Genomic DNA, 22352 nt, shown 5'->3' on the forward strand with positions numbered 1-22352 from the left:
CGGTGATCGATGCCACGGACCGGGGGCGGCCGACTCCCTCGCAAGCTGTGCGTCGTCGTTCGCCGCGCTGCGGTCCCCTCCGCGCGGCACGCTGGAATCCACCCCTGGCAGGAGGCCACAGATGGCCAAACAGCGCGACCTTCTGACCTTCGAGGTCCACGGACACAAGATCACGGCGCTTGCCGCCGGCCCCGCCGAACTCACCGGCAAGCCCCTGATCGCCGCCCTCCACGGCGGCACCTATACAGCGCACTACTTCGACGTCGAGGGCGCCGGTGAAGGCTCCTTCCTCGACGTCGCCGCCGCGCACGGCTACCCGGTCGTGGCCTTCGACCGCCCCGGGTACGGCGGCAGCACCCCCCTGGAACCGGACGCCAACACCTTCGCCCGGCACGCGGAACTGCTCGGCACCGCACTGGCGCAGGCTGTCGCCCGCCTCGCGGCCGACCGTGTGTTCCTCGTCGGCCACTCCATCGGCGGCATGATCGCCCTGATGATCGCCGCTTCCGCTCCCGGCCTCCCGCTCATCGGTGTCTCGGCGACCGGCATGGGGGCCGTCATCCCGAGCGGTGGAGCGGCCGAGGCTCTCGGTTCCCTTCCTCCGGACCAGACCGTGGACCTTCCGTACGAGGAGCGGGACAAGGTGATGTTCGGACCGCCGCACACCTACGGAGCCGAGGGCGTACGACAGGCGCACGGCTCCTACGCGCCCGTGCCGGTGCGGGAGTTGGTACAGGCTCCGGCATGGCCGAGGGAACATCTGCCCACCGTCGCCCCCCGCGTGCGCGTCCCGGTGCACAACGCGCTCGCCGAGTTCGACGCGCTGTGGAGCAGCGGCCCGGAGAACGTGGCCCGGTTCGCCGCGATGTTCACGGCGGCCCCGTTCGTCGACGCGAGCGTCGCCCGCGGCACGGGTCACTGCATCGACCACCACACATTGGGCCACGCGCTGCATCTGCGGCAGCTCGCGTTCGCCGAGGAATGTGCGCACTGGGCCGCCACGCGGCAGCGAGCCGAGAACGCGAACTGATGCTCCCCGTCGCCCATAAGCACCCCCCGCAGCACGTGCAGGTCCTCATCGCCGGCGGTGGCCCGGTCGGTCTGGCGGCCGCCGTGGAGCTCGGCCGGCGCGGCGTCGACTGTCTGGTCGTCGAGCCGCGCGCAACCGTCTCCAGGGCGCGCCCCCGCTGCAAGACGCTCAACGTACGCACCATGGAACACCTGCGCCGCTGGGGTCTGGCCGAACGGCTGCGCTCGCGCGCCCCGTTGCCCACGTCCTGGTCCCAGGACGTCGTGTTCTGCACGTCGCTGACCGGCAGGGAGCTGTCCCGGTTCACCGGCGTCCTGGGGCTCGCCCCGGAAGGCGACCGCTTCCCGGAGATCGGCCAGCAGGCGCCGCAGTACGTGTTGGAGGAGGTACTGCGCGAGGCGGTCGAGGAACTCGCCCCCGGCCGCCTCGTCCTCGGCTCGAAGGTCGTCGACGTGGCTGAGGACGACGACCTGGTGACCGTGACCGTCGAGGACGTTCACGGCGGCCGGAGCCTCGTCACCGCCGACTACGTGATCGGCTGCGACGGCCCGCGCAGCGTCGTACGGGACCGGATCGGCTCCCGCTACCTGGGCGGCGGGGAGGCCCTGCGCCCGAACTTCGGCATGGTCTTCAAGAGCCCCGACCTGTGGAAGCACGTGGCGCACGGTCCGGCCGTGCAGTACTGGGTCGTCAGCCCGGCCGCCCCGGCACTGGTCGGGCCCCTGAACCGGACGGACACCTGGTGGGCGATCGCCTTCGGCGTGGACCGGACGTCCGGAGAACGCGAGGCGCGGCACATCATCGACGCCGTGGCGGGCAGGCCGGTGCGGGCCGAGGTGCTGTCCACCGACCCGTGGACCGCGCGAATGCAGATCGTCGACCGCATGCGCCACGGCAGGATCTTCCTCGCCGGCGACGCCGCGCACCTCAACCCGCCGTTCGGCGGCCACGGGCTCAACACCGGCATCGGGGACGCGGTCGACCTGGGCTGGAAACTGGCGGCCGTGCTCGCCGGCTGGGGCGGGGCGGACATCCTCGACAGCTACGAGAGCGAGCGCCGCCCCGTCCAGGAACGCGTCATCCGCGAGGCGACCGCCAACATGCGGGTGCTCTCCACCGAACTGCTCGCCGCCGACCTCGACGCGGACGACGACGCGGGCGCCCGGGCCCGGCGAGCCGCGGGCGCGCGGATCCAGGAGACCAAGACGGCGGAGTTCCACTCGCTCGACCTGGTCCTCGGACTCCGTATCGCCACCTCACCGATCGCTCCCGCGGAGCCGCGGGGACGGCCGAGCGCCACATGGGCGGGCGCCCGGCTGCCCCATGTGTTCCTCGAGGACGGGCGTTCCCTGTACGACCTGCTCGGTGACCATCTGACACTGCTCACCCTCGGGCACGGCACGCCGGAGGCGGACATCGTGGACGCCGCACGCCTGAGGGGGGTGCCACTCACCGTCGTACGTCTGCCGGAGCCGCCCGCCGACTACGCCGAACTGCTCGGCGCCCGCCTCGCCCTGGTCCGCCCCGACCAGGTGGTCGGCTGGCTGGGGGACGAGGCTCCCGAGGACGCCCTCGGGCTCGTCGACACCCTGAGCGGGCACGCCCGTCGAGGCGGGGCGGCACACCAAAGCCCTTGAACGTCCCTCACGTTGACCGGCGCCCCGCGCCGACACCAGACCCCGCCCCGGCCGCACCCTGTCCGAGGCGCCTGCCTCGCGGCCGGGGCGGACCACGCCTCCGGATTCACGCCGAGCGGCGCTTCCCCCGCTTCGCCCGAACCGGGCGTACCGCCGCCGCACAGGACAGGGAGGACGGCAGTAGGCGCTCCGCCCGGTGCGGGACCCGCACGCACTCCAGTCGTCCCACACCACCCCGTTCCCGAAAGGAATCGCACAATGAGCGCTCACCCATGGACGAGACGTCAGATCCTGAACACCGCGGCGGGCACGGCGGCCCTCGCCGGCGCCGCCGCCGTGATGTCCCCCGGCACCGCCCAGGCACACGGCGACCGGCCCGACCCGCACGGCCGGCTGAAGATCATCGCCATCGAAGAAGCCGTCATGCTGCCGGGTCTCATCACGCAGGGCACGGCCCTGAACGGCGCGATCCCCTTCAAGCCCGAGGTCACCGCCGAGTGGTTCAAGCGGCTGCCGGACATCACCGAGTACCGGCTCGCCGACATGGACGCGAACGGCGTCACCATGCAGGTGCTCTCCCTCACCCCGCCCGGGGTGCAGATGCAGCCCGACGCGGCCATCGCCGTGCGGGACGCGCAGGTCGCCAACGACGCGCTGGCCGGCATCATCGACGCGCACCCCACCCGCTTCGGCGGCCTCGCCGCGCTGCCCCTGCAAGATCCCCAGGCAGCCGTACGGGAGGCCGGGCGCGCCGTACGGGACCTCGGGATGGCCGGGTTCCTGGTCAACGGTCACACCAACGGCCACTACCTGGACGAGCCGCAGTTCCGGCCGGTGTGGGCCGCGCTGGAGGAGTTGGGCGCCGCCCTCTACCTCCACCCCACTCCGGCGCCGACCGGCGACTGGGGTCTGCTGAAGGACCGTCCGGAGCTGGTCGGCCCCCTGTACAGCTGGGCGGCGGAGACCGGCGGCCACGCCCTGCGGGTCATCCTCGGCGGAGTCTTCGACGACTTCCCGGGAGCCAGGCTCATCGTGGGCCACATGGGCGAGTTCCTGCCTTTCCAGATACCCCGCCTCGACGTGCAGATCCAGAACATCAACACCCGCGTGCCGTTGAAGAGGAAGCCCTCCGAGTACCTCGTCGACAACATCGCCATCACCACCTCGGGCGTGATGGACGACACCATGCTCCAGGCCGCGATCAAGGCGGTGGGCATCGACAACGTGCTCTTCGCCATCGACTACCCCTTCGAGAAGAGCGAACAGGCCGTCGGGTTCCTGCGCCACGCGAGCCTGTCGGCCGGCCATCGCAAGAAGATCGCCCACCGCAACGCGGAACGCATCCTCAAGCTGTGACCGGCAGTCGCCCGGATGATCCGATGCCCCGCACCGTCTCGCCCACGGTGCGGGGCGTCGCCGTCGGACGACCGGCGGAAACGGGCTGCTCCGGGGCCCTTGTCATGCCCGCAGCTCCTCCGCAGAGCCGTCGCTATAGTTGGCCGTACCACCAGACGGCCGAAGTGAGGGATACACCGTGGCGACTCCCCGAGGAGCTGTCCAGCCCATCACGTCACGGTCCGTGGTGGAGCAGGCCACCGAGGAACTGCGGCGCGCGATCCTGACCGGCGCCCTGGATCCCGGAGGGGAGTACTCGCTGCGCGAACTGGCCGGCATGCTCGACATCAGTTTCATCCCCATCCGGGAGGCGCTGCGCAGCCTGGAGAGCGAGGGCCTGGTCATCATGCGGCCCGGCCGGAGCGCCGTCATCGCTCCGCTCGACCTCGATGATCTGCAAGGCATCTACCGTCTGCGGCGCTCTCTCGAACCGGAGATCGCCCGGCGTTCGTGCGGTCTTCTCGCGGACGAGGAACTGGACCGACTGGAGTCCCTGGCCGTCGACTTCGGCGCCCGGGACCACGGCATGGCCGACATCTACGACGACCACCACGCCTTCCACCTCGCGCTCCTTGCGCCGGCCGCGACCGCCTGGGACATCCGCGTCCTCACCACGCTGTGGCGGGCGGGAGAACGCTACATCCGTATCGGCTTCGGCCACCTCGACCCGGATCCCGCCGAACACCAGCGGCGGGGCAAGGCCCACCTGGACCTCGTGGCGGCCTTCCGCACCCGCGAGCCCGCCACGGTCGCCGCCGCCGTCGAGCGGCACCTCGCCCGCAACGAGAAGATCGCCTTCTCGGCCCTGTCCTGAACGCGGCCGCTCCCGGCGGTGTCCGACCGGTGGAGCCGGCCGGACACCGCCGGGAGCCGTTCGGGTGCCGGGCCTCCGGTCACCGGGTGAGCGGCGCCTCGGTGGCGGAACCGGCCGACGCGGGGGCGGAGGCACGCCGTCCCGGCCTCATCAGCCCGATCAGGACCGCCCCCAGGAGCGCGGGGACGACGAAGGCGTAGAAGCCGGCCTTGGACGAGCTGATCAGCACGGTGACGGCGGCCAGGTAGCTGGGCCCGACGATGGCACCGACGCGTCCCACGCCGAGGCTGAACCCCAGCGCTGTGCCACGCAGGCGCGCCGGGTGGGCGTGCGCCACGTAGATGTTGACCAGGGCCTGGGTGCCGAGCGCCCCGAAACCGGCGACGGCCGAGGCCACCAGGAGCAGCGGGCGCGGCTGCGGCGTGCTCAGGGTGATCATCGCGACGGCGGCGAGGAGGAAGCTGACGATCGTGGAGACCTTCAGCAACCCGCGGTCGGCGACCAGGGCGGCGCCGATGGTGCCGATGACGGCGCCGACGTTGAAGGCGATGGAGAATTCGAGCGAGGAGCCGAGATCGTACCCGGAGTCGACCATCAGCGTGGGCAGCCAGGTGCTGGCGCCATAGACGATGACGAGTCCGGCGAACGTGGCCGCCCAGAAGAGCAGGGTGGAGCGGCGGTACATCGGGGCGAGGAGCTGACGGAGCCGGTTGGCCGAGTCATGCGGCTCGGCGGTGGGCGGCATGGCCGCGGCCTTCGTCCCGTCGAGCGCGCCCTGCGCCGGGTGTTCGCGCACCACGGCGGGAACCAGACGCCACACCACGGGGATCAGCGCCAGGGGGACCGCCCCGAAGAGGAAGAGTGTGCGGAAGTCCCATTCCGGCAGCAGGGTCCGGCCGACCACCCCGGTGAGGATTCCTCCGATGGCCAGTCCCGTCGTGGCGGTGCCCACCTGGAGTGCGTGGCGCGCGGGTGTGGCCGCTTCACTGACGTACGCGGTGACGAGGGGGATCAGGGCTCCGATGCCCATGCCGGTGAGGAACCGGGTCGCGGCGAACAGGGTCAGGTCGCCGGCCACGGCGCTCAGCAGCATGCTCAGCGAGAGCCAGGACAGGCTGACGACCATGGGCATGCGGCGCCCGTAGTGGTCACCGGCCCATCCGGCGGCGATGGAGCCCAGGGGCATGCCGAGCGCGGTGAGACTTCCCAGCAGCCCCAACGTCGACTTGGTGACGTCCCAGTCGGGATGGGACAGCAGGGAGGGGCCGACCGCCCCGAGGATGAAGAGGTCGTATCCCTCGATGCACAGGATGACGAGGCCGAGCGCCACCGCGGGGCCGGGGCGGGCCCCGGCCGTGGGTGTGCCGGGGGTGGGGTTCATGTCCGTACTCCTCATGGGGAACTGCACGAGTGGGAAGGCCACGGCGATGCAGCAGAAGGCGTGACGGGGAGAGGACCGGGGCGATCACGGGGTCGCCCGCCGGAGCCCATGCCTCCCCGCCGTGGGCACGCGGTGCCGCGGTGGGGATCGCTGCTCGATGGGGCATGCCCGGTGGCCGACAGCATGCGGCACACGGGGCGTTAGGCGCCGGGACGCGTCGCCGGGCGTCACGGACGTGCTGCGGCGTGGGTACGGGTGGGGAGGGCCCCGTCCGTCGCGGTCACGCCGCAGGGAACTGGCAGTGATGCTGAAGCCCGTCGGGTGCCCGTGTCAATGCCTGTGCAGCCGGCGGATGCCGCGGACGGAGTCGCCCGGGGGCTGCACGAAGGGTTGCTGTTATCACATATAGCGATTACGGTCAGGCCGTCCTCATGGCGCCGGCGCCGCCGCCGGACCGTCCGCCCGCCCGTGCCCGAACAGCCGGGCTCACACGGCCGGAAGCCGCGCCTCCTCGGACACCGCGCCGACGACCACCCCGCCGCCACTCCCCCGGCCAGAGGCGCGAACGTCGCACTTTCCGCACCCGCCCGGCAGAAAGGCACCACGATGTGCATCGACCACCAGAACCGGCGTGACTTCTTCAGGACGGCCGCAGCGGCCGGGATCGGCGTCGCGGGGGTGCAGGCGCTGGCGGCGCCCACCACCGCACACGCGCAGGACCGGTCCAGCCGCTTCGCAGACAAGGTCGCGTTGACGAACGTCCGGGTCTTCGACGGCGACCGGGTCACCACGCCCAGCACCGTCGTCATCGAGAACGGACGGATCGGCATCAGCGCCTTCGGCGCGCGCCGAATCGACTGCGGTGGCGCGGTACTGCTGCCGGGCCTGATCGACGCGCACCTCCACCTCAAGGACGTCGGCACGCTCCATCAGCTGGCCGGTTCCGGCGTGACCACCGGTCTGGACATGGCCTGCTTCCCGCCCTCCGTCGTCGATGCGCTGCGCGGGATGCCGGGCCTGCCCGACATCCGGAGTGCCGGCACTCCGGCGGTGGCGCCCGGTAGCCCGCAGAGCGGGCTGCCCACCTTCCCGGCCGACGCGGTCCTGACCGGGCCGGAACAGGCGTCCCGGTTCGTGCGCTCCCGGATCACCGAGGGCTCCGACTACATCAAGATCATCATCGATGAGCCGGGGCTGGCACCGGAGACCGTCAAGGCGGTGACGACGGAGGCACACTCCCGCGGCAAGCTCGTCATGGCGCACTCGACCACGGTGGCCATGGTGGAGCGGGCGCTGGACGCGGGCGTCGACATGATCCATCACGTACCTCTCGACAGCCCGCTGTCCGCGGCGGTGGCGGCTCGGTACACCGCCACCGGTACCGTCGCCGTGCCCACTCTGACGATGATGGAGGGCTTCGCCGGGCTGGGGATCCCCGGAACGGACTACGCGGCCGCAGAGGGCAGCGTCGCGGCGCTGCGCCGGGCCGGCGCCCGGATCCTGGCGGGTACGGACGCCAACAGCACTCCGGGCATCCCGGTGCAGCCGCCGTTCGGCGCCGGCCTCCACCACGAACTGGAGCTGCTGGTCCGGGCGGGGCTCACGGCCCTCGAGGCGCTGCGAGCGGCAACCCGTCTGCCCGCCCAGTCCTTCGGACTGCGGGACCGCGGCGTCATTCGTCCCGGATGCCGCGCCGACCTCCTCCTGGTCGACGGCGACCCGCTCACCGACATCACCGCGACCCGCGCCGTCCGACGGGTATGGGTCGGCGGCGTGGAGTACTCCACGGGCGCCTGAACGACGCCCCCGCCACGCGGTCGACACGTCGTCCGGCCGGGCAGCCACGGCCCGGTCACCACGCGCCTGTTGGCGCCCCCCGGTTGATCCATCGAAGAAACGGCGCCATGACTCTTCCAGTTCAGATCGTCTCCGTGCCCCGGCCCAGAGGCGTCCCCGCCCTGCTCGCGGCCCTCGGACTCACGATGACCGCGACCGTCGGCTGCTCGGCATCCGCCGAGACCGAGGAGGCCGAGGACAGCACCGTGCGCGTGGCACTCGTCGACGCGGCACCACCGAGCCTGCCCCTGCTGGCCGAGAAGAACGGCGACTTCGCCGACCAGGGCATCAGTGTGCGGATCTCCTCGCATCCGAGCACGCGCATCACGTCCTTCGCCGCCTCGCTCGGCTGGGAGTACGACATCGCGTGGGGCACGCCCGCCGACGTCATCGCGGCCGCCTCGCAGGGCCACGACATCACCGTGGTCGCCGGGGCCTACGTCGACAGCGAGGAGCGCCAGCAGGGCCAGATGTACGCCGCCGAGTCGGGCACGGCCGACTCGGCCACCGACCTGCGCGGCAAGCGGTTGGCGGTGCCGTCACTGTCGGGCACGCTGTTCCTGGCGGTGCTGACGTCCCTGAACCGGGCGGGGGTGGACGTCGACGACGTCCGCCTCGTCGAGATGCCCTTCTCCGCCATGCGCGGCGAACTCGATGCCGACCGGGTCGACGCCGTCGCGACGGTCCAGCCGTACATGGGCGAGGTCGAGGCCGCCGGGCACCGTCCGCTGGGAGACCCGTTCCTCTCGGTCGACTCCCCCGCCGTCGCCGGCATGTGGATCGCGGAACGCGAGTGGGTGGAGAAGAACCCGGCGACCGTCGCCTCGTTCGTCGCGGCTCTGAACTCCGCCGACTGGTGGGCCTCGTCGCACGAGAAGGAGGCACGGGCCTACCTGTCGTCCGCGCTGGAGACACCGCGCCGGATGGCGGCGACGGCTCCGCTGCCCGACTGGGACACGTCGATCTCCCCGGAGGCACTGACCCCCTGGGTCGAAGCCGTCGCCGCTTCGGGGCAGGTCCACGGCACCTTGCCGAAGGCCGAGGACCTCGTGGCGACGCCTGCACAGGATTGACCGCGTGCCGTGTGGGGCCGACGCCACAGCGCCGGCCCCACACGGCACGGGCGCATCACTGGGTGAGGTCGAGTGCGGCGCCGACGATGCTGTCGGTGTCGATGCCGTGGTACCGGTACACCTCGTCGAGGGAGCCCGACTGGCCGAAGCGCGTGACGCCCAGCCTGCGGATCGGCACGCGGTGGATGGTGGACAGGAAGGCGAGGGTGTGCGGGTGCCCGTCCAGAACGGTGACCAGCGGTGTGGCCCGCTCCGCGGGAAAGACCTGGTCCAGGATCCAGTCGGCCGCCTCACCGTGCCCGGCGCGGGCGTCGAGTGCCCGGTAGAGCAGTCCGGGGCTGGTCACGCACACGACGTCGGCCGGGATGCCGAGGTTCTGGAGGCGGTCCGCCGCGGCCAGGGCCTCGGTCACCATGGCACCCATGGCGGCGATGGTGACCTGGGCACCATCCTGCCGGCGCAGCGGGTAGGCGCCGGCGACGACCTGGCGGCGGCGGCGTTCCCGGGCCGCCGGATCGGTGGGGACCCGGGCGAGGCTCTGGTCGACGGGGCGGGTGGACAGCCGCAGGTAGGCGGAGCCGCCGTCGGGCCTGCCGAGGCGGGAGAGGGCGGCCAGCAGCGCCCACTCGGTGTCCAGGGCGAACGCCGGTTCCCAGGTCGTGCAGCCGGGCTGTTCGATGCCCAGGGACGGCGTGGTGATGGACTGGTGGGCGCCGCCCTCCGGGGCGAGGGTGACGCCGGACGGGGTCCCGACCAGGATCGACTGGCCGCCGGCGTAGATGCCGAAGGACCAGGGTTCCAGCGCACGTTGGACGAAGGGGTCGTACAGCACGCCGATGGGCAGCAGTGGCTCGCCCCAGCGGCTCCAGGTCGCGCCGAGTTCGCCGAGGAGGCCGACCAGGTTGGTCTCGGCGATGCCCAGCTCGATGTGCTGGCCGGTCGGTCGCTCCCGCCAGTGCAGGATGGTCTCCGCGTCGTCGGCGAACCAGTCCACGCGCTCGGTGGGCGACCAGACTCCCACCTTGTTGACCCAGCCGCCCAGGTTGGTGGACGAGCTGACGTCCGGGCTGACCGTCACCACCCGTCGCGCCGCCTCGGGCGCGCTGCGGGTCAGGTCGAGCAGCACCCTCCCCAGGGCGGCCTGGGTCGTCGCCACGCCCGTCGGCGTACGGCCGATGTCCGTAGGAACAGCGGGGGGCCGCGCCTCGCGAACGGCGTCCCGGCGCAGCCGCGCCGCGGTCTCCGCACAGAACTCGGCCGCCGCCGATTCCGCCGCGAAGCCCTCCCACGGGTGGTCGAGGTCGGTGCCCAACTCGTCCGCCAGTTGCCGCATCTGCTCTTCCGTCAGCAGGGAGGAGTGGTTCTGCGGGTGCCCCTGGGTGGGCAGTCCGTGGCCCTTGACGGTGTACGCGAAGATCACCGTGGGCCGGTGGTCGTCCACCTCGGACAGCGCGGTGTCGAGGGCGGACAGGTCGTGTCCGCCCAGATTGCGGACCGCCTCCATCAGGGTCGCGTCGTCGACTTCCGCGAGCAGCTCGGTGATCGCGGGCGCTTCCGGGCCGGTGCCGGGCAGCCGGTCGCGCAGTTCGCCGGCCGAGCAGCGCAGGAGGCGCTGGTACTCGGGGTTGGACATGTCGTCGATGCGGGCCCGCAGCGCCTGACCGCCCGGGCGCGCGCACAGCTTCTCCAGAAGACCGCCGTACTTGAGGGTCAGCACCTGCCATCCGGCCGCGGCGAACATGCCGTGCAGGCGGCCGGCGGCGACGTTCGGCACGACGCGGTCGAGGGACTGCCGGTTGAGGTCGACGATCCACACCAGTTCGCCGAGTTCGGCGACCTGCGGGTCCAGCACCGCCTCCCACACCGCGCCCTCGTCCAGCTCGGCGTCCCCCACCAGCGCGTACTGCCGGCCGGTGAAACCGCCGCCCGTGCTCTTGTCCGCGTAGCGGCGGGCCAGCGCACCCCAGATCGTCGCCGTGGCCCCGATGCCCACCGAACCGGTGGAGTAGTCGACCGGGTCGGGATCCTTGGAACGGCTCGGGTAGCTCTGGAGGCCGCCGAAGGCGCGGAGCGTGGACAGGTGGGAGGCGTCGAGTTCGCCGAGCAGGTGGTTGACGGCGTGCAGGACCGGCGAGGCATGCGGCTTGACCGAGACCCTGTCCTCGGGTCGCAGGTGACGGAACCACAGAGTCGTCATGATCGAGACCATCGAGGCGCACGATGCCTGATGTCCGCCGACCTTGAGCCCCGACGGGTTGGGGCGGACCCGGTTGGCGTGGTGCACGATCGCGCTGGAAAGCCACAGCACACGGTCCTCGATCTCGTGCAGCACGTCGAGGGCGGCGGCCGTGGTCCGCCCGGGGGCGGATGGTGCGGTGGTCATGGCGAAACGGTCTCCTCGCTCGGCACATCCGGCGCGCGGATGCGCGACCGGCTGTGGCTTGGGACGTACCACGGCGGCGTCAGAAGCACACCGGGTGTGCCCCGGCGCGCGTCGGGCCGGCTCACGACCGGATCACGGTCGGCGGCGTGCTGCCAGGGGCGGGATCGTTGCAGACGAGGAGACCACCAGGTCAGGATGGCGCACAAGAACCCGCGAGGAATTTACGCAGAATGCCCAACCACCCGCCCTCTCAACCCCGGAAGGTGCGCATCGTGCCCAGCTCCGAGCGGATCGACCCCACCGACGCGCGTCTGCTCCTGGCACTCGCCGTCCAGCCCCGGGCCACCACGGTGGCGCTCGCCGAAGCGAGCGGGTTGAGCCGCAACACCGTTCAGGCGCGTCTGGCCGCGCTGGACCGCACGGGTGCCGTGGGCTCCTTCGAGCGGCGCGTCGACCCCGCGGCCCTCGGCTGTCCACTCGCCGCGTTCGTCACCACCCAGGTCGCACAGCGCAGGCTGGACGATGTCGCGAAAGCGCTCGCGGCGATCCCCGAGGTCCTCCAGGTAGACGGACTGACCGGTGACACCGACCTGCTGGTGCATGTGGTCGCGGCCGACGCGGAAGACCTGTACCGGGTGGCCGGCCAGATTCTGGACATTCCCGATGTGGAACGCACCAGTACGGCACTCGTCATGCGCCGGCTGGTCGACTACCGGATCGCACCGCTGCTGCGCCGAACGGCCGCACGCTGACCACCGGCCGCGCGCAGCGGGGGCCTTGACGGGGGTTCGCCGTCCTGCGGTTCCACCCGTACGCGGTGGCCCGTCTTCCGGCCCCACTACGCCGAGTCCGCTGCTCGTCGAGGGAGATTCGGCAGCCCACCCCTTGCTGTTATCACATATAGCGTCCTACTGTGAGATCAGCGTCGCGGTCGGCGTGAGGCCGGTGGGCGTCGACCGGGTCCGGTGGGCCGGCAGGGTCCATGCGAACGTCGCCGTCGCCGCCCGGAACGCGGTCACCCGGCCATCCGGCAGCGGGCCATCACAAGGAACACAGGAGCAGCTCCGTGCGCATCGCCAACCTCTTCGGCCGCCTGGTCCTCGTCGTCGACGGTCTCGCCGTCGACGTCGAGGAGGCCAGCGGTGGCCGCTTCACCGCGGACCCGCAGGCCGTCTACGAGCGGTGGGAGGAGTTCCGCCAGTGGGTGGCACAGGCCCGCCTGCCGAAAGGCAGCGCCCTGGACCCCGCCCGACTGGGCGCCCCCGTGCCCGCCCCTCGGCAGATCGTCGCCGCCGGCCTGAACTACCGGGACCACGCGGCCGAGTCCGGGTTCGCCCTGCCCGACACCATGCCGCCGGTGTTCACCAAGTTCGCCACCAGCATCACCGGCCCCGTCACCGAGGTGACCCTCCCGCCCGGCGGCCACACCGACTGGGAGATCGAACTCGTCGTCGTCATCGGCACCCGTGCCCACCATGTCTGCGCGAAGGACGCCTGGGGGCACGTCGCCGGGCTGACCGTCGGCCAGGACATCTCCGAGCGCATCACACAACTCGAAGGGCCGTCGCCGCAGTTCAGCCTCGGCAAGTCCTTCCCCGGCTTCGCCCCCATCGGACCGTGGGTGGTCACGCCCGACGCGTTCGACGACCCCGACGACCTGGGACTTCGCTGCACCGTGAACGGCGAGGAGGTCCAGAAGAGCCGCACCGGCGATCTCATCTTCTCCGTACCCGAGCTGATCGCCCGGCTGTCCTCCGTCATCCCCCTGCTGCCCGGCGACCTCGTGTTCACCGGCACCCCGGCCGGTGTCGGGCTGGGCCGTGATCCGCAGCGCTGGCTCGCTCCCGGAGACGAGCTGGTCAGCACCATCGAGGGCATCGGCGAACTGCGCCAGCGCTTCGTCGCGCAGACCTGACGCCTCGGTGACCGCGTACACGCGCGGTCGCACGCACCTACCCGCCTGAACCGTCGGATACTGAGAGTGCGGGCGCACCACCGGGCCACTCGCCCCGGGCCACCGGCCCGACGGCGGACCGGCTGGTGAAAGGCCACCACGGTGGGCGCCCGCAGTTCGATCGAGGAGGATCGGATGACCGCCACACCGAAGTTCGCCCACGTCGTGTTCCAGACCAGCAACCCCACCGCCATGCGGGACTGGTACTGCGCCGTTCTCGACGGACACGTGGTGTTCCAGAACGACAGCCTGTGCTTCATCACCTACGACGAGGAGCACCACCGCGTCGCCCTGCTCACCCCGCCGGTCCCGCTGGAGCGCAAGTCGCCCCTTACGGCCGCGGCCCACCACGTCGCCTACACCTTCGACCACCTCGACGACCTCCTCGCCCGCTACGAACTGCTGCGCGGCAAGGGCCTCACTCCGGCGGTGTGCATCGCCCACGGCGTCACCACGTCCCTGTACTACCAGGACCCGGACGGCAGCTTCGTGGAGATGCAGATCGACAACTTCGCCGACCCGGACGAGGCCACCGGCTACATGAGGGGACCGGAGTACAGCGCCGACGCCGTCGGCCCCGCCTTCGACCCCGAGGCCATGCTCGCCGCCCGCCGCGGCGGAGCGGCCGTCGAGGACCTGATCCACCGGTCGTGGGCCCTGAAGAGCGACATGCCCGATCCGATGCTGGTCCTCACCGGGGCGGTCTGAGCGAGGAGCGGGGCCAGGACGTCGGACAAGGGGGGCCGGGACGACACCGGCACCCCGCCGGCGCGCAGCCGTCCGGCGGCCCGAGGCCGGTCGCCCCGCCCGGCCGTCAACCCGTACCCACCCTCTAGGGGAATCCTTGAGCACCTCCAGCCACCACGCCGACTGCTTCATGTGCGGCCTGGAACAGAGCGCGGACAGCGCCGTAGTCTTCCGTGACCCGCTCTGGTCGGGGGAAATGGTCCCCGGCTACGACGTACCCGGCTGGTTCGTCCTGCGGGTCCGTCGACACGCGGAGCGCATCACCGGGCTCGACGAGGCCGAGCTGGCCACGTTCGCCCGCCGCGCACGCGACCTGGTCGCGGCGGTCACCGAGGCGACCGGCGCGCCCGCGACGTATCTGCTGGTCTTCGGCGAGAACCATCCGCACTTCCACGTGCTCGTCACGGCTCGTGGCGAAGATGTCCCCGCGGACCGGCGCAACGGGAACATCCTGCGGCTCCGGGCCGAACGCGCCGACCCGGACGCCGCCGCCCGCCTGGTGCCGGCGGTGCGTCGTGCCTATGAGCGCCTCGCGGGCGAAAGCACGTACCCCCTCTCGGCCTGACCACCGGGGAGCGGGGCAGGTCCCGGCCGTCAGACTGCCGGGACCTGCGCGACGCCGGCGCACCAGATGTGGCGCAGGGCGCGGGTGGCCCCGATGTCGGCCAAGGGGTTCCCGTCGACCAGGATCAGGTCGGCGCGGAGTCCGGGGGCGACCGAGCCCCGGTCCTCGAGACCGAAGTGCCGAGCGGGCAGGACGGTGGCGGAGCGCAGCGCCTCGGCCGGGGTGAGGCCGGCCGCGACGAGGAGTTCGAGCTCGTGGTGGATGCTCGCACCGTGCTCGACCTGGAAGGGCGCCCCGGGCTGGGCGTTGGCGTCGGTGCCGGCGAGGATCGGTACGCCGGCGTCGCGCAGCGCGGCCACGCTCCGCACGGCGTTGCCGTAGGCGGGTGCGACGCCCATCGCCGCCGCCGTCCCCTCCATCATGGTGAGAGTGGGAACGCAGACCTGCCCCAGTGCGGCCATGCGCGCCGCTTCACCGGCGTCCAGCGGCCGGTCCAGGGGAATGTGCGTGACGCAGTCGACGCCCGCCTCGACCGCCATGAGGTGGGCGCCCGCGCTCGCGGCGTGCGCGACCGTCTTCCTGCCGTGCGTGCGGGCCGCGGCCACCAGGGCGTTCAGCGTCTCCTGGTCGGGGCCGCCCTCGCCGGGAGCCTCGGCCACGATCTTGATGTAGTCGGCGCCCGCCGACACCTGGGCCGCCACGAACTCGCCGGCCTGCCGCGGACCGCGCACCACCGCGTCCTCGGACATGCCGGGGATACGGGCGTGCTGACCACCGTCTCCGATGGCCGGCGTGCCGGCGCTGCGGATGTCGGTCAGGTGCGGTACCCGGCGCAGGGCGGCCAGCAGCCGTGGGGGCCAGGTGGCCATGTCCAGGGCGGTGGTGACACCGTGGGCGGCCAGGGCCGCCAGCGTGTCCGCTCCGTGCAGGTGCACGTGGGCGTCGATGAGGCCGGGCAGCAGGGTCATGCCGGTGGCGTCCACCAGCCGGGCGCCCGACGTGTCGGTGTGGGGTGAGACGATGCCGCCGTCGATGACGACGGTGCGCGGCCCGGTCAGCTCACGGCCGTCGAAGACACGGGCGTGCAGCAGGGCCGTCCTGGTCGGTCCGGGCACGGCGGACGCGGTTCGGGTCACCGATGTGTCTCCTGTACGGGTACGGGCGGGCGGATCGGGTGGCGTGCGGGTACCGCTGAACGTGCCACTGCGCCCGGACGTCCGCCGGACGCGGTGGCGTGCGGGGCCGTCCGGGCGACCGCCGGTGGTGGGCGCTTCAGAACCGCCCCGGCCGCGAGGCAGGGCAGCCTCGGACAGGTCGCGGCCGGGGCGGGGCGGGGGCGGGGGCGGGTGCACAGGGCCCGCCGGTCGGTTCCGCCGACCCGGTGGCTGTCCGGGATCACGGGGCCGGCGGAAGTCGGTGTCACCGTGTCAGGGCGCCCTCGGGGAGGTGTACGGGTGCCGCGGTGGCTGCTACGACCTGCTCCCGGGTGACCTCGGGGGCCGTCTCGACCAGGACGAGCCCGTCGTCGGTGACGTCGAGGACGGCGAGGTCGGTGATGATCCGGTGGACGCAGGAGCGCCCGGTCAGCGGAAGAGTGCACTCCGGGACGATCTTCGGGCTGCCGTCCCTCGCGGTGTGCTCCATGAGCACGATGACGCGGCGGGCCCCGTGTACGAGGTCCATCGCACCGCCCATGCCCTTGACCATCTTGCCGGGGATCATCCAGTTGGCGAGGTCGCCGTGTTCGGAGACCTGCATGGCGCCGAGGATCGCGGTGTCGATGTGGCCGCCGCGGATCATGCCGAAGGACAGCGCGGAGTCGAAGAAGCTCGCGCCGGGCAGGACGGTGACGGTCTCCTTGCCGGCGTTGATCAGATCCGGGTCCACGGCGTTCTCGGCCGGGTAGGGGCCGGTTCCCAGGATGCCGTTCTCCGACTGGAGGACCACGTGCACGCTCTCGGGCACGAAGCCGGGGACGAGAGTGGGCAGGCCGATGCCCAGGTTGACGTAGTCGCCGTCGCTGAGCTCGGCCGCGGCCCTCGCGGCCATCTCGTTGCGGGTCCAGGCCATCAGACCGTCACCGTCCTCTTCTCGATGTGCTTGTCGGCGGCTTGTCCGGGAGTGAGGGCGACGACACGTTGGACGAACACGCCGGGCAGGTGGATCTCGTCCGGATCCAGGGCGCCCGGTTCGACGAGTTCCTCGACCTCGGCGATCGTGATGCGGCCGGCCATGGCGGCAAGGGGGTTGAAGTTGCGGGCCGACTTGTCGAAGACGAGGTTGCCGTACCGGTCCCCGCGCGCCGCGCGCACCAGGGCGAAGTCGCAGGTGATGGCCTCCTCCAACACGAAGTCGCGGTCGCCGAAGGTACGGGTCTCCTTGGTCGGCGAGGCAACGGCGACACCGCCGTCGGCCCGATGCCGCCAGGGGATGCCGCCGTCGGCGAGTGGGGTGCCCACCCCGGCCGGGGTGTAGAAGGCGGGGATGCCGCAGCCGCCGGCCCGCAGGCGTTCCGCGAGGGTGCCCTGCGGAACCAGCTCCACCTCCAGTTCACCCGTCAGGTACTGGCGGGCGAACTCCTTGTTCTCACCGACGTAGGAGCCGATGACGCGGGCAACCCGTCCGGCACCCAGGAGGACACCCAGCCCGTGGTCGTCGGTACCGCAGTTGTTGGAGACCACCCGCAACCCGTCGGCGCCCTGCGCGAAGAGAGCCGCGACGAGGGTGCTGGGGATGCCGCACAGGCCGAAACCGCCGACGGCCAGCGAGGCACCGTCGCCGATGTCTGCCACGGCCTCGGCAGCGGAGGAGGTTGTCTTGTCCATGAACGTCCTTCGGGGTCTTCGCACGGTGCGTTTCGAACGGGGCGGCTTTCGCGAGGGGCGCACCGAACGGCGTCCGGGCCCGGTGGCAGCGGCGACGGGACCCGGACGCCGGGCGGGTGCTTCCGGCTCGTGGCGCCGGGGCACGACGGCGGACGGACTGTGCGGGAGTCCGGGCGCCGTGGTCCGTGTTGCTCTTCAGTTCCTTGGCGGGCCGCTGTGTTCGGCAGGGCCGGTGGACGCGGGTGGCTACCCCTCACCGGCCGTGGCGAGCGGCCGGTGTGCCGGGGTCCGCTCGGCGGTGACGACGGGGTGCCGCAACTGCTCGCGCAGCTGGGCCACCATCTCCCGCACTCCCGACGCGTCGGCGGCGGCGCCGAACAGGTAGAAGTCGGGCCGGATCACGGCGGCCACGTGTCCGTGCTCCCGCAGGTGGGTCAGATATCCGTCGGGAGCGTCCAGATAACCCTCGGGCGGAGCGCTGTCCGAGTACAGCGGCACGAGGTGCGCTCCGATGCCGGCGAGGAAGTCGCGGTCGGTGGAGTCCAGGACGTCGAGCGGCCCCGCCCCGTCCGTCAGGATCGTGAACCCGCCGCCGGTGATGTCGTCCAGGAGTGCGGTGCGGCCCTGGTGGGTGACTTCGTACTGCGGGGTGAGGTGACCGACGTCCGGGGCGCGGCTGCCGTCGGCGGCACGCATGAGCACGCCGTCACCCAGAACGGGGGGCGGGGTGGGCGGCAGCACGTGCCGCGGGTCGGCGCCGGCGGCGATCATGCGGGCGTCGCGGGCGGCGGCGGCGTCGGGGTCGAGGACGCAGATGACCTGGCCGAGGGCCATGGACATGCCGATGGCGTGCTGGACGTGCTCGCTGCGTTCCGAGGTGTAGGTGTCCAGCAGCGCCGGGGCCGCCCGGCCGTCGAGGACGAGATCGAGCTTCCAGGCCAGGTTGACGGCGTCGCGCAGTCCGGAGCACATGCCCTGCCCGGCGAACGGCGGCATCTGGTGGGCGGCGTCTCCGGCGAGGAGGAGCCTGCCTTCGCGCCAGCGGTCCACCCAGCGGGCCTGGAAGGTGTAGAGCGCGTGCCGCTCGATGGTGGTGTTCTCCGGGGTACGCCCCCAGGGCTCCAGCAGGCGCCAGGCGGCCTCCGGCGTCTTCAGCTCCTCGGCGTTCTCGTGCGGCAGTCGCATGAACTCCCAGCGGCGCCGGCCCGGACCGCCGGAGACGATCGTGGTCGGCCGCTCGGGGTCGCACAGCTGCCAGTTCTTCGGCGACCATTCGATCCGGTCGTGCGGAAGTGTGTCGACGACCAGCCAGTCGTAGAAGAAGCCGAGGTCGCTGACGGAGGTGGCCATGGTGGAGCGGACGAAGCTGTTGGCCCCGTCGGCACCGATGACGTAACGGGCGAGGACCTCACCTCCGTCGGCGCCGCCGATGGCCAACCGGACCGATTCCGTGCCGGGTTGCAGGCCGACGACTTCGCAGCCCCGGCGTACGGTGACCGTGGCCTGGTCCTCGGCGGCCTCGGCGAGGACGGCCTCCAGCTGGGGCTGGCTGAAGAAGTTGGCGGTGGGCCAGCCGGAAGGGCCGTTGCCGGACCAGTCGATGCGTACGAGGGGCTCGCCTGCCGCGTTGCGCCACTCGTAGTGGTCGGGTACGGGGTCGGTGACCGCGCGCACCGCCTCTCCGACGCCTCCGGCCTGGAAGATGCGGGCGATCTCGTGGTCGAAGTGCGCGGCGCGCGGCAGGGGGTAGGGGTCGGGCCAGCGCTCCAGGGCGATGACGTCGTGACCGGCCCGGCCGAGCAGCAGGGCCAGCATCTGGCCGACGGGCCCGAAGCCGACGATCGCGACGTCGTGCACCTTCTGCGAACCGTCGTGCGCATTCGAAGGACTCGTGGTCATGGCTCTACCTCGACTCGCTGTGGGTGCCGGTCATCAGGGCGGCGAGATCCTCGGGGGCCAGGAAGGAGGGCGGGGGCGGCGGCCCCCAGTTGAAGAGGCCCTTGGCACCTTCCAGGACCTCCGGCTTCCACAGCTGGTCGTCGACGACGCAGTCCATGTCGGAGTAGTACTCGCTGAAGTTGCCGGCCGGATCCTTGAGGTACCAGAAGAAGTTGGAGCCCGCGTGGTGGCGTCCCAGGCCCCAGATGTGCCGCTCCGGGTTGTCCTCCAGCATCGCGGCGGCGCCACGGCCGACCTCGTCGATGTCGTCGACCTGCCAGGAGGAGTGGTGCAGGAAGGCGACGGGGGCGGCCAGCACCAGGATGTTGTGGTGGTCGGTCGAGCAGCGCAGGAACGCCCCGTGATCCTTGATGTAGTCGGACGCCTTGAAGCCGAGGCCGTCACGGAAGAAGGCGGTCGTGGCGTCGAAGTCGGTCGTGCCCACGACGGCGTGCCCCAGCTTGCGTGGCCGTACCCGGTCCGTGCGCAGGACGCCGGGCGCGCGGGCGCCGGTGCGCTCGGTGCGGCCGGGGCCGTTGTAGACGGTGGCCGCGACCGGCTCCTGGACCAGGCGCGGGGCGACCTCGAGAACGGCGCGTACGGAGGTGGCCCTGTCGTACGCGGTGAGCGTCCCGGCGTCGACGGTGCTCTCGGTCCCGAGCCGCTCCAGGCGGTGGGCGGCCGCCGCGAGATCGTCGGGTGTGTCGACGCCGACGCGGACTTCCACCAGGCGGCGGGCGGGGGCGTGGACGATGCGCAGCTGGCGTCCGGCGTCCCGGGTGGTGAACCAGCCTTCGCCGTCCGGGGTGAGGCCGAAGTCGGTGTAATAGGCGGCGGTCTCGGCGACGTTGGGTACCCCCATGGTGATGGAGGTCAGACGGTGCAGTGCCATGAGGACTCCTCGACTCCTTTGTCCGTCGGTCCGGCCGGCTCAGGCGACGAAGGTCTGGCGCAGTTCGCCGATGCCTTCGACGCTGCTGACCAGTTCGTCACCGGCGGCGAGGAAGCGCTGCGGATCGCGGCCGAGTCCGACGCCGGCCGGAGTGCCGGTGAAGATCACGTCGCCGGGCAGCAGCGGCAGCACCGCGGAGAGCTGGGCGATCAGAGCGGGCACGGAGAAGATCAGGTCGCGGGTGCGGCCCTTCTGGACCTCCTCGCCGTTGACCGCGCAGCGCAGTTCCAGGTCGTCGGGGTTGTCGAGCTCGTCCGGCGTGACCAGCCACGGGCCGATGGGAGCGAACCCCGGATAGGACTTCCCTACGCTGAACTGAGGCGCGGGTCCCGCCAGTTGTGCCACGCGCTCGGAGATGTCCTGCCCGACCGCCAGACCGGCGACGTGGCTCCAGGCGTCGGCCTCGCGGACACCCTCGGCGCGGCGCCCGACGACGGCGACCAGCTCGACCTCCCAGTCGGTGTTGCCGCCCGCCGGCAGCTTCACCTCGGTGACCGGGCCGCTGATGCTGGTGACGAACTTGGTGAAGACCGGCGGGAGCCCTTCGGGCGCCGCGAACCCGGACTCGGAGGCGTGGTCCCGGTAGTTCAGACCGATCGCCAGCGTCTGCCGGGGCGCCGGTGCCGGGGAGCCGAGTTCGGCGGGCTCGAACGACGCTCCCGCGGGCAGATCGGCGGCGGCGGCCCAGGAGCGGAACTCCTCCCAGTGCTCGTAGACGGCCTGTGGGTCGGCGGAGAAGCGGCCGTCACTGGACTTTTCGACGTCCACGGCGCGGCCGTCGACAATGAGGGTCAGGCGACCGGAGAGATTGGCGATGCGCATGAGGTGTCTCCCGAACGGGGGAAGGGAGCGGGCCACCGGAAGCCTCTTCGGCGGGAGTGGCCGCTCACACTGCCGAAGGAAGCGCAAGGACGGCCCGCCGGCGACAACGGGGCCTTGCTCCCCCATCAGCAATTCAGCATGATGATTACCCCGATGTTGCGCTCGGGTGACCTCAGCGTCAAGAGGTCAGAGCAAAATGAGCATGATGAATATGATGACTGAGGAGACGACGTGAGTGCCACATCCGACCGGGCCCCGCGGCACGGCGCACTGGAAGCAGCACCCCGGCAGACGTCCTCGGGCCGGGCCGAGCGCGCCGCTGAGAAGGTCGCGGAGCTGGTCGAGAGTGTGCCGCCCGGCTCACGGCTGGGCACCAAGGAGCAGCTGCGGACCCTGTGCGGAGTGTCCGTCGGCACGTTCAACGAGGCTCTGCGACTCCTTCAGGCCCGCGGCCTGGTCACCGTGAAGCCCGGGCCGGGCGGCGGCCTGTTCAGCGCCGAGCAGTCTCCGATGGTGCGCCTGGGCAACTCCGTTCTCGCGCTGGACGCCCAGGCCAACGACGTCGCCGACGCCGTGCGCATCCGCGACGCCCTCGACCCCCTGCTGATCGAGGACGCCCTCTGGCATGCCTCACCCGCCGACATCGAGGGACTGCGCCGTCACATCACCGCCATGGAGCACGCCGTGGACGCCGCGGATCCCGTGGCCTTCGTCCACGCCAACTGGCGCCTGCACGCCGCCATCGCCGCGATCAGCCCGAACGCGCTGCTCAGCTCGCTGTACACCCATCTGCTCGACCTGATCGAGAGCCACACGCTGACGGTGCTGCCCACGAGCGAGCAGCCCCTGGGCGAGTACATCGCGCACCGGCACGAACTCCACCGCGACCTGGTCGGCGCCCTGGACCGGCGGGACCGTGAGGAGGCACTGCGGCTGATCCACGAGCACAACACCAGTCTTCAGCCCTCCGAGGACCACGTCGCGGAGCACTGACCGTCCC

Annotated in this window: 19 protein-coding genes; 11 read left to right on the plus strand and 8 right to left on the minus strand. The window is 71.9% G+C overall.

The genetic code is table 11. From position 1 onward, the window contains the following. The first annotated feature begins 121 nt into the window (after nt 1-121). The 4 genes from ACZ67M_RS10545 (at nt 122) to ACZ67M_RS10560 (ending at nt 4876) form a co-directional block, all read left to right on the plus strand. Nucleotides 122-1030: an alpha/beta hydrolase gene (locus ACZ67M_RS10545; RefSeq protein WP_469850489.1), complete on the plus strand. Its 909-nt coding sequence runs from the start codon at nt 122-124 to the stop codon at nt 1028-1030. A gap of 35 nt (nt 1031-1065) precedes the next feature. Continuing rightward, complete coding sequence (locus ACZ67M_RS10550) at nt 1066-2667, plus strand: FAD-dependent monooxygenase (RefSeq protein ID WP_469850490.1); 1602 nt, start codon at nt 1066-1068, stop codon at nt 2665-2667. A gap of 258 nt (nt 2668-2925) precedes the next feature. Next, entirely contained in the window at nt 2926-4023 is a 1098-nt protein-coding gene (locus ACZ67M_RS10555; protein ID WP_469850492.1) for an amidohydrolase family protein, read from the plus strand. A 178-nt stretch (nt 4024-4201) separates the two neighbouring features. Next, nucleotides 4202-4876, plus strand: coding sequence for a GntR family transcriptional regulator (locus tag ACZ67M_RS10560; protein WP_469850494.1), 675 nt, complete (start codon nt 4202-4204; stop codon nt 4874-4876). Between the two features lie 79 nt (nt 4877-4955). Here ACZ67M_RS10560 and ACZ67M_RS10565 read toward each other — a convergent pair whose 3' ends face one another. Continuing rightward, entirely contained in the window at nt 4956-6257 is a 1302-nt protein-coding gene (locus ACZ67M_RS10565) for an MFS transporter (RefSeq protein ID WP_469850495.1), read from the minus strand. A 606-nt stretch (nt 6258-6863) separates the two neighbouring features. On the opposite strand from ACZ67M_RS10565, the gene ACZ67M_RS10570 reads away from it, so the two are divergent. Continuing rightward, nucleotides 6864-8054 carry an amidohydrolase family protein gene (locus ACZ67M_RS10570; RefSeq protein ID WP_469850497.1) on the plus strand — a complete coding sequence of 397 codons (1191 nt, stop codon included), beginning with the start codon at nt 6864-6866 and terminating at the stop codon, nt 8052-8054. A 107-nt stretch (nt 8055-8161) separates the two neighbouring features. Next, nucleotides 8162-9166, plus strand: a complete 1005-nt coding sequence (locus tag ACZ67M_RS10575; protein WP_469850498.1) for an ABC transporter substrate-binding protein — start codon at nt 8162-8164, stop codon at nt 9164-9166. Nucleotides 9167-9221: 55 nt separating this feature from the next. Here ACZ67M_RS10575 and ACZ67M_RS10580 read toward each other — a convergent pair whose 3' ends face one another. Then, a complete protein-coding gene (locus ACZ67M_RS10580; protein WP_469850500.1) occupies nt 9222-11549 on the minus strand; it encodes a transketolase-like TK C-terminal-containing protein in 2328 nt (775 codons plus the stop codon). 272 nt (nt 11550-11821) lie between these two features. Here ACZ67M_RS10580 and ACZ67M_RS10585 point away from each other — a divergent pair, with 272 nt between their 5' ends. From ACZ67M_RS10585 to ACZ67M_RS10600, 4 genes are all read left to right on the plus strand, one after another. Beyond that, nucleotides 11822-12301: an Lrp/AsnC family transcriptional regulator gene (locus ACZ67M_RS10585; protein WP_361364938.1), complete on the plus strand. Its 480-nt coding sequence runs from the start codon at nt 11822-11824 to the stop codon at nt 12299-12301. 314 nt (nt 12302-12615) lie between these two features. Beyond that, nucleotides 12616-13464, plus strand: coding sequence for a fumarylacetoacetate hydrolase family protein (locus ACZ67M_RS10590; protein WP_469850502.1), 849 nt, complete (start codon nt 12616-12618; stop codon nt 13462-13464). A 174-nt stretch (nt 13465-13638) separates the two neighbouring features. Further along, on the plus strand, nt 13639-14211 hold the full coding sequence (locus ACZ67M_RS10595; protein WP_361364943.1) for a VOC family protein: 573 nt from the start codon (nt 13639-13641) through the stop codon (nt 14209-14211). A gap of 136 nt (nt 14212-14347) precedes the next feature. Continuing rightward, nucleotides 14348-14815 (plus strand): hypothetical protein, encoded by a 468-nt coding sequence (locus ACZ67M_RS10600; RefSeq protein ID WP_469850503.1) that lies wholly within the window; start codon nt 14348-14350, stop codon nt 14813-14815. Between the two features lie 29 nt (nt 14816-14844). On the opposite strand, the gene ACZ67M_RS10605 is transcribed toward ACZ67M_RS10600, so the two are convergent. From ACZ67M_RS10605 to ACZ67M_RS10630, 6 genes are all read right to left on the minus strand, one after another. Next, nucleotides 14845-15951: an amidohydrolase family protein gene (locus tag ACZ67M_RS10605; protein ID WP_469850504.1), complete on the minus strand. Its 1107-nt coding sequence runs from the start codon at nt 15949-15951 to the stop codon at nt 14845-14847. A 283-nt stretch (nt 15952-16234) separates the two neighbouring features. Then, nucleotides 16235-16885: a CoA transferase subunit B gene (locus tag ACZ67M_RS10610; protein ID WP_469850506.1), complete on the minus strand. Its 651-nt coding sequence runs from the start codon at nt 16883-16885 to the stop codon at nt 16235-16237. Further along, nucleotides 16885-17640: a CoA transferase subunit A gene (locus tag ACZ67M_RS10615; RefSeq protein WP_469850507.1), complete on the minus strand. Its 756-nt coding sequence runs from the start codon at nt 17638-17640 to the stop codon at nt 16885-16887. Before ACZ67M_RS10615 ends, ACZ67M_RS10610 begins: the two co-directional genes overlap by 1 nt. 246 nt (nt 17641-17886) lie before the next feature. Beyond that, nucleotides 17887-19539, minus strand: coding sequence for a bifunctional 3-(3-hydroxy-phenyl)propionate/3-hydroxycinnamic acid hydroxylase MhpA (gene mhpA, locus ACZ67M_RS10620; RefSeq protein WP_469850508.1), 1653 nt, complete (start codon nt 19537-19539; stop codon nt 17887-17889). Between the two features lie 4 nt (nt 19540-19543). Continuing rightward, a complete protein-coding gene (locus ACZ67M_RS10625; protein ID WP_469850510.1) occupies nt 19544-20470 on the minus strand; it encodes a VOC family protein in 927 nt (308 codons plus the stop codon). Between the two features lie 39 nt (nt 20471-20509). Then, complete coding sequence (locus ACZ67M_RS10630; protein WP_469850512.1) at nt 20510-21352, minus strand: fumarylacetoacetate hydrolase family protein; 843 nt, start codon at nt 21350-21352, stop codon at nt 20510-20512. A 231-nt stretch (nt 21353-21583) separates the two neighbouring features. On the opposite strand from ACZ67M_RS10630, the gene ACZ67M_RS10635 reads away from it, so the two are divergent. Next, entirely contained in the window at nt 21584-22345 is a 762-nt protein-coding gene (locus ACZ67M_RS10635; protein ID WP_469850514.1) for a FadR/GntR family transcriptional regulator, read from the plus strand. The last annotated feature ends 7 nt before the right edge of the window (nt 22346-22352 follow it).

Source organism: Streptomyces sp. NPDC107500, from assembly GCF_055582785.1.

Excerpts from the sequence above, each read along its gene's own strand:
- ACZ67M_RS10630 (WP_469850512.1), bottom strand. The coding sequence starts at position 21,352 with ATGCGCATCGCCAATCTCTCCGGTCGCCTGACCCTCATTGTCGACGGC.
- ACZ67M_RS10545 (WP_469850489.1), top strand. The coding sequence starts at position 122 with ATGGCCAAACAGCGCGACCTTCTGACCTTCGAGGTCCACGGACACAAG.
- ACZ67M_RS10615 (WP_469850507.1), bottom strand. The coding sequence starts at position 17,640 with ATGGACAAGACAACCTCCTCCGCTGCCGAGGCCGTGGCAGACATCGGC.
- mhpA (WP_469850508.1), bottom strand. The coding sequence starts at position 19,539 with ATGACCACGAGTCCTTCGAATGCGCACGACGGTTCGCAGAAGGTGCAC.
- ACZ67M_RS10625 (WP_469850510.1), bottom strand. The coding sequence starts at position 20,470 with ATGGCACTGCACCGTCTGACCTCCATCACCATGGGGGTACCCAACGTC.
- ACZ67M_RS10595 (WP_361364943.1), top strand. The coding sequence starts at position 13,639 with ATGACCGCCACACCGAAGTTCGCCCACGTCGTGTTCCAGACCAGCAAC.
- ACZ67M_RS10555 (WP_469850492.1), top strand. The coding sequence starts at position 2,926 with ATGAGCGCTCACCCATGGACGAGACGTCAGATCCTGAACACCGCGGCG.
- ACZ67M_RS10570 (WP_469850497.1), top strand. The coding sequence starts at position 6,864 with ATGTGCATCGACCACCAGAACCGGCGTGACTTCTTCAGGACGGCCGCA.
- ACZ67M_RS10565 (WP_469850495.1), bottom strand. The coding sequence starts at position 6,257 with ATGAACCCCACCCCCGGCACACCCACGGCCGGGGCCCGCCCCGGCCCC.
- ACZ67M_RS10610 (WP_469850506.1), bottom strand. The coding sequence starts at position 16,885 with ATGGCCTGGACCCGCAACGAGATGGCCGCGAGGGCCGCGGCCGAGCTC.
- ACZ67M_RS10580 (WP_469850500.1), bottom strand. The coding sequence starts at position 11,549 with ATGACCACCGCACCATCCGCCCCCGGGCGGACCACGGCCGCCGCCCTC.
- ACZ67M_RS10575 (WP_469850498.1), top strand. The coding sequence starts at position 8,162 with ATGACTCTTCCAGTTCAGATCGTCTCCGTGCCCCGGCCCAGAGGCGTC.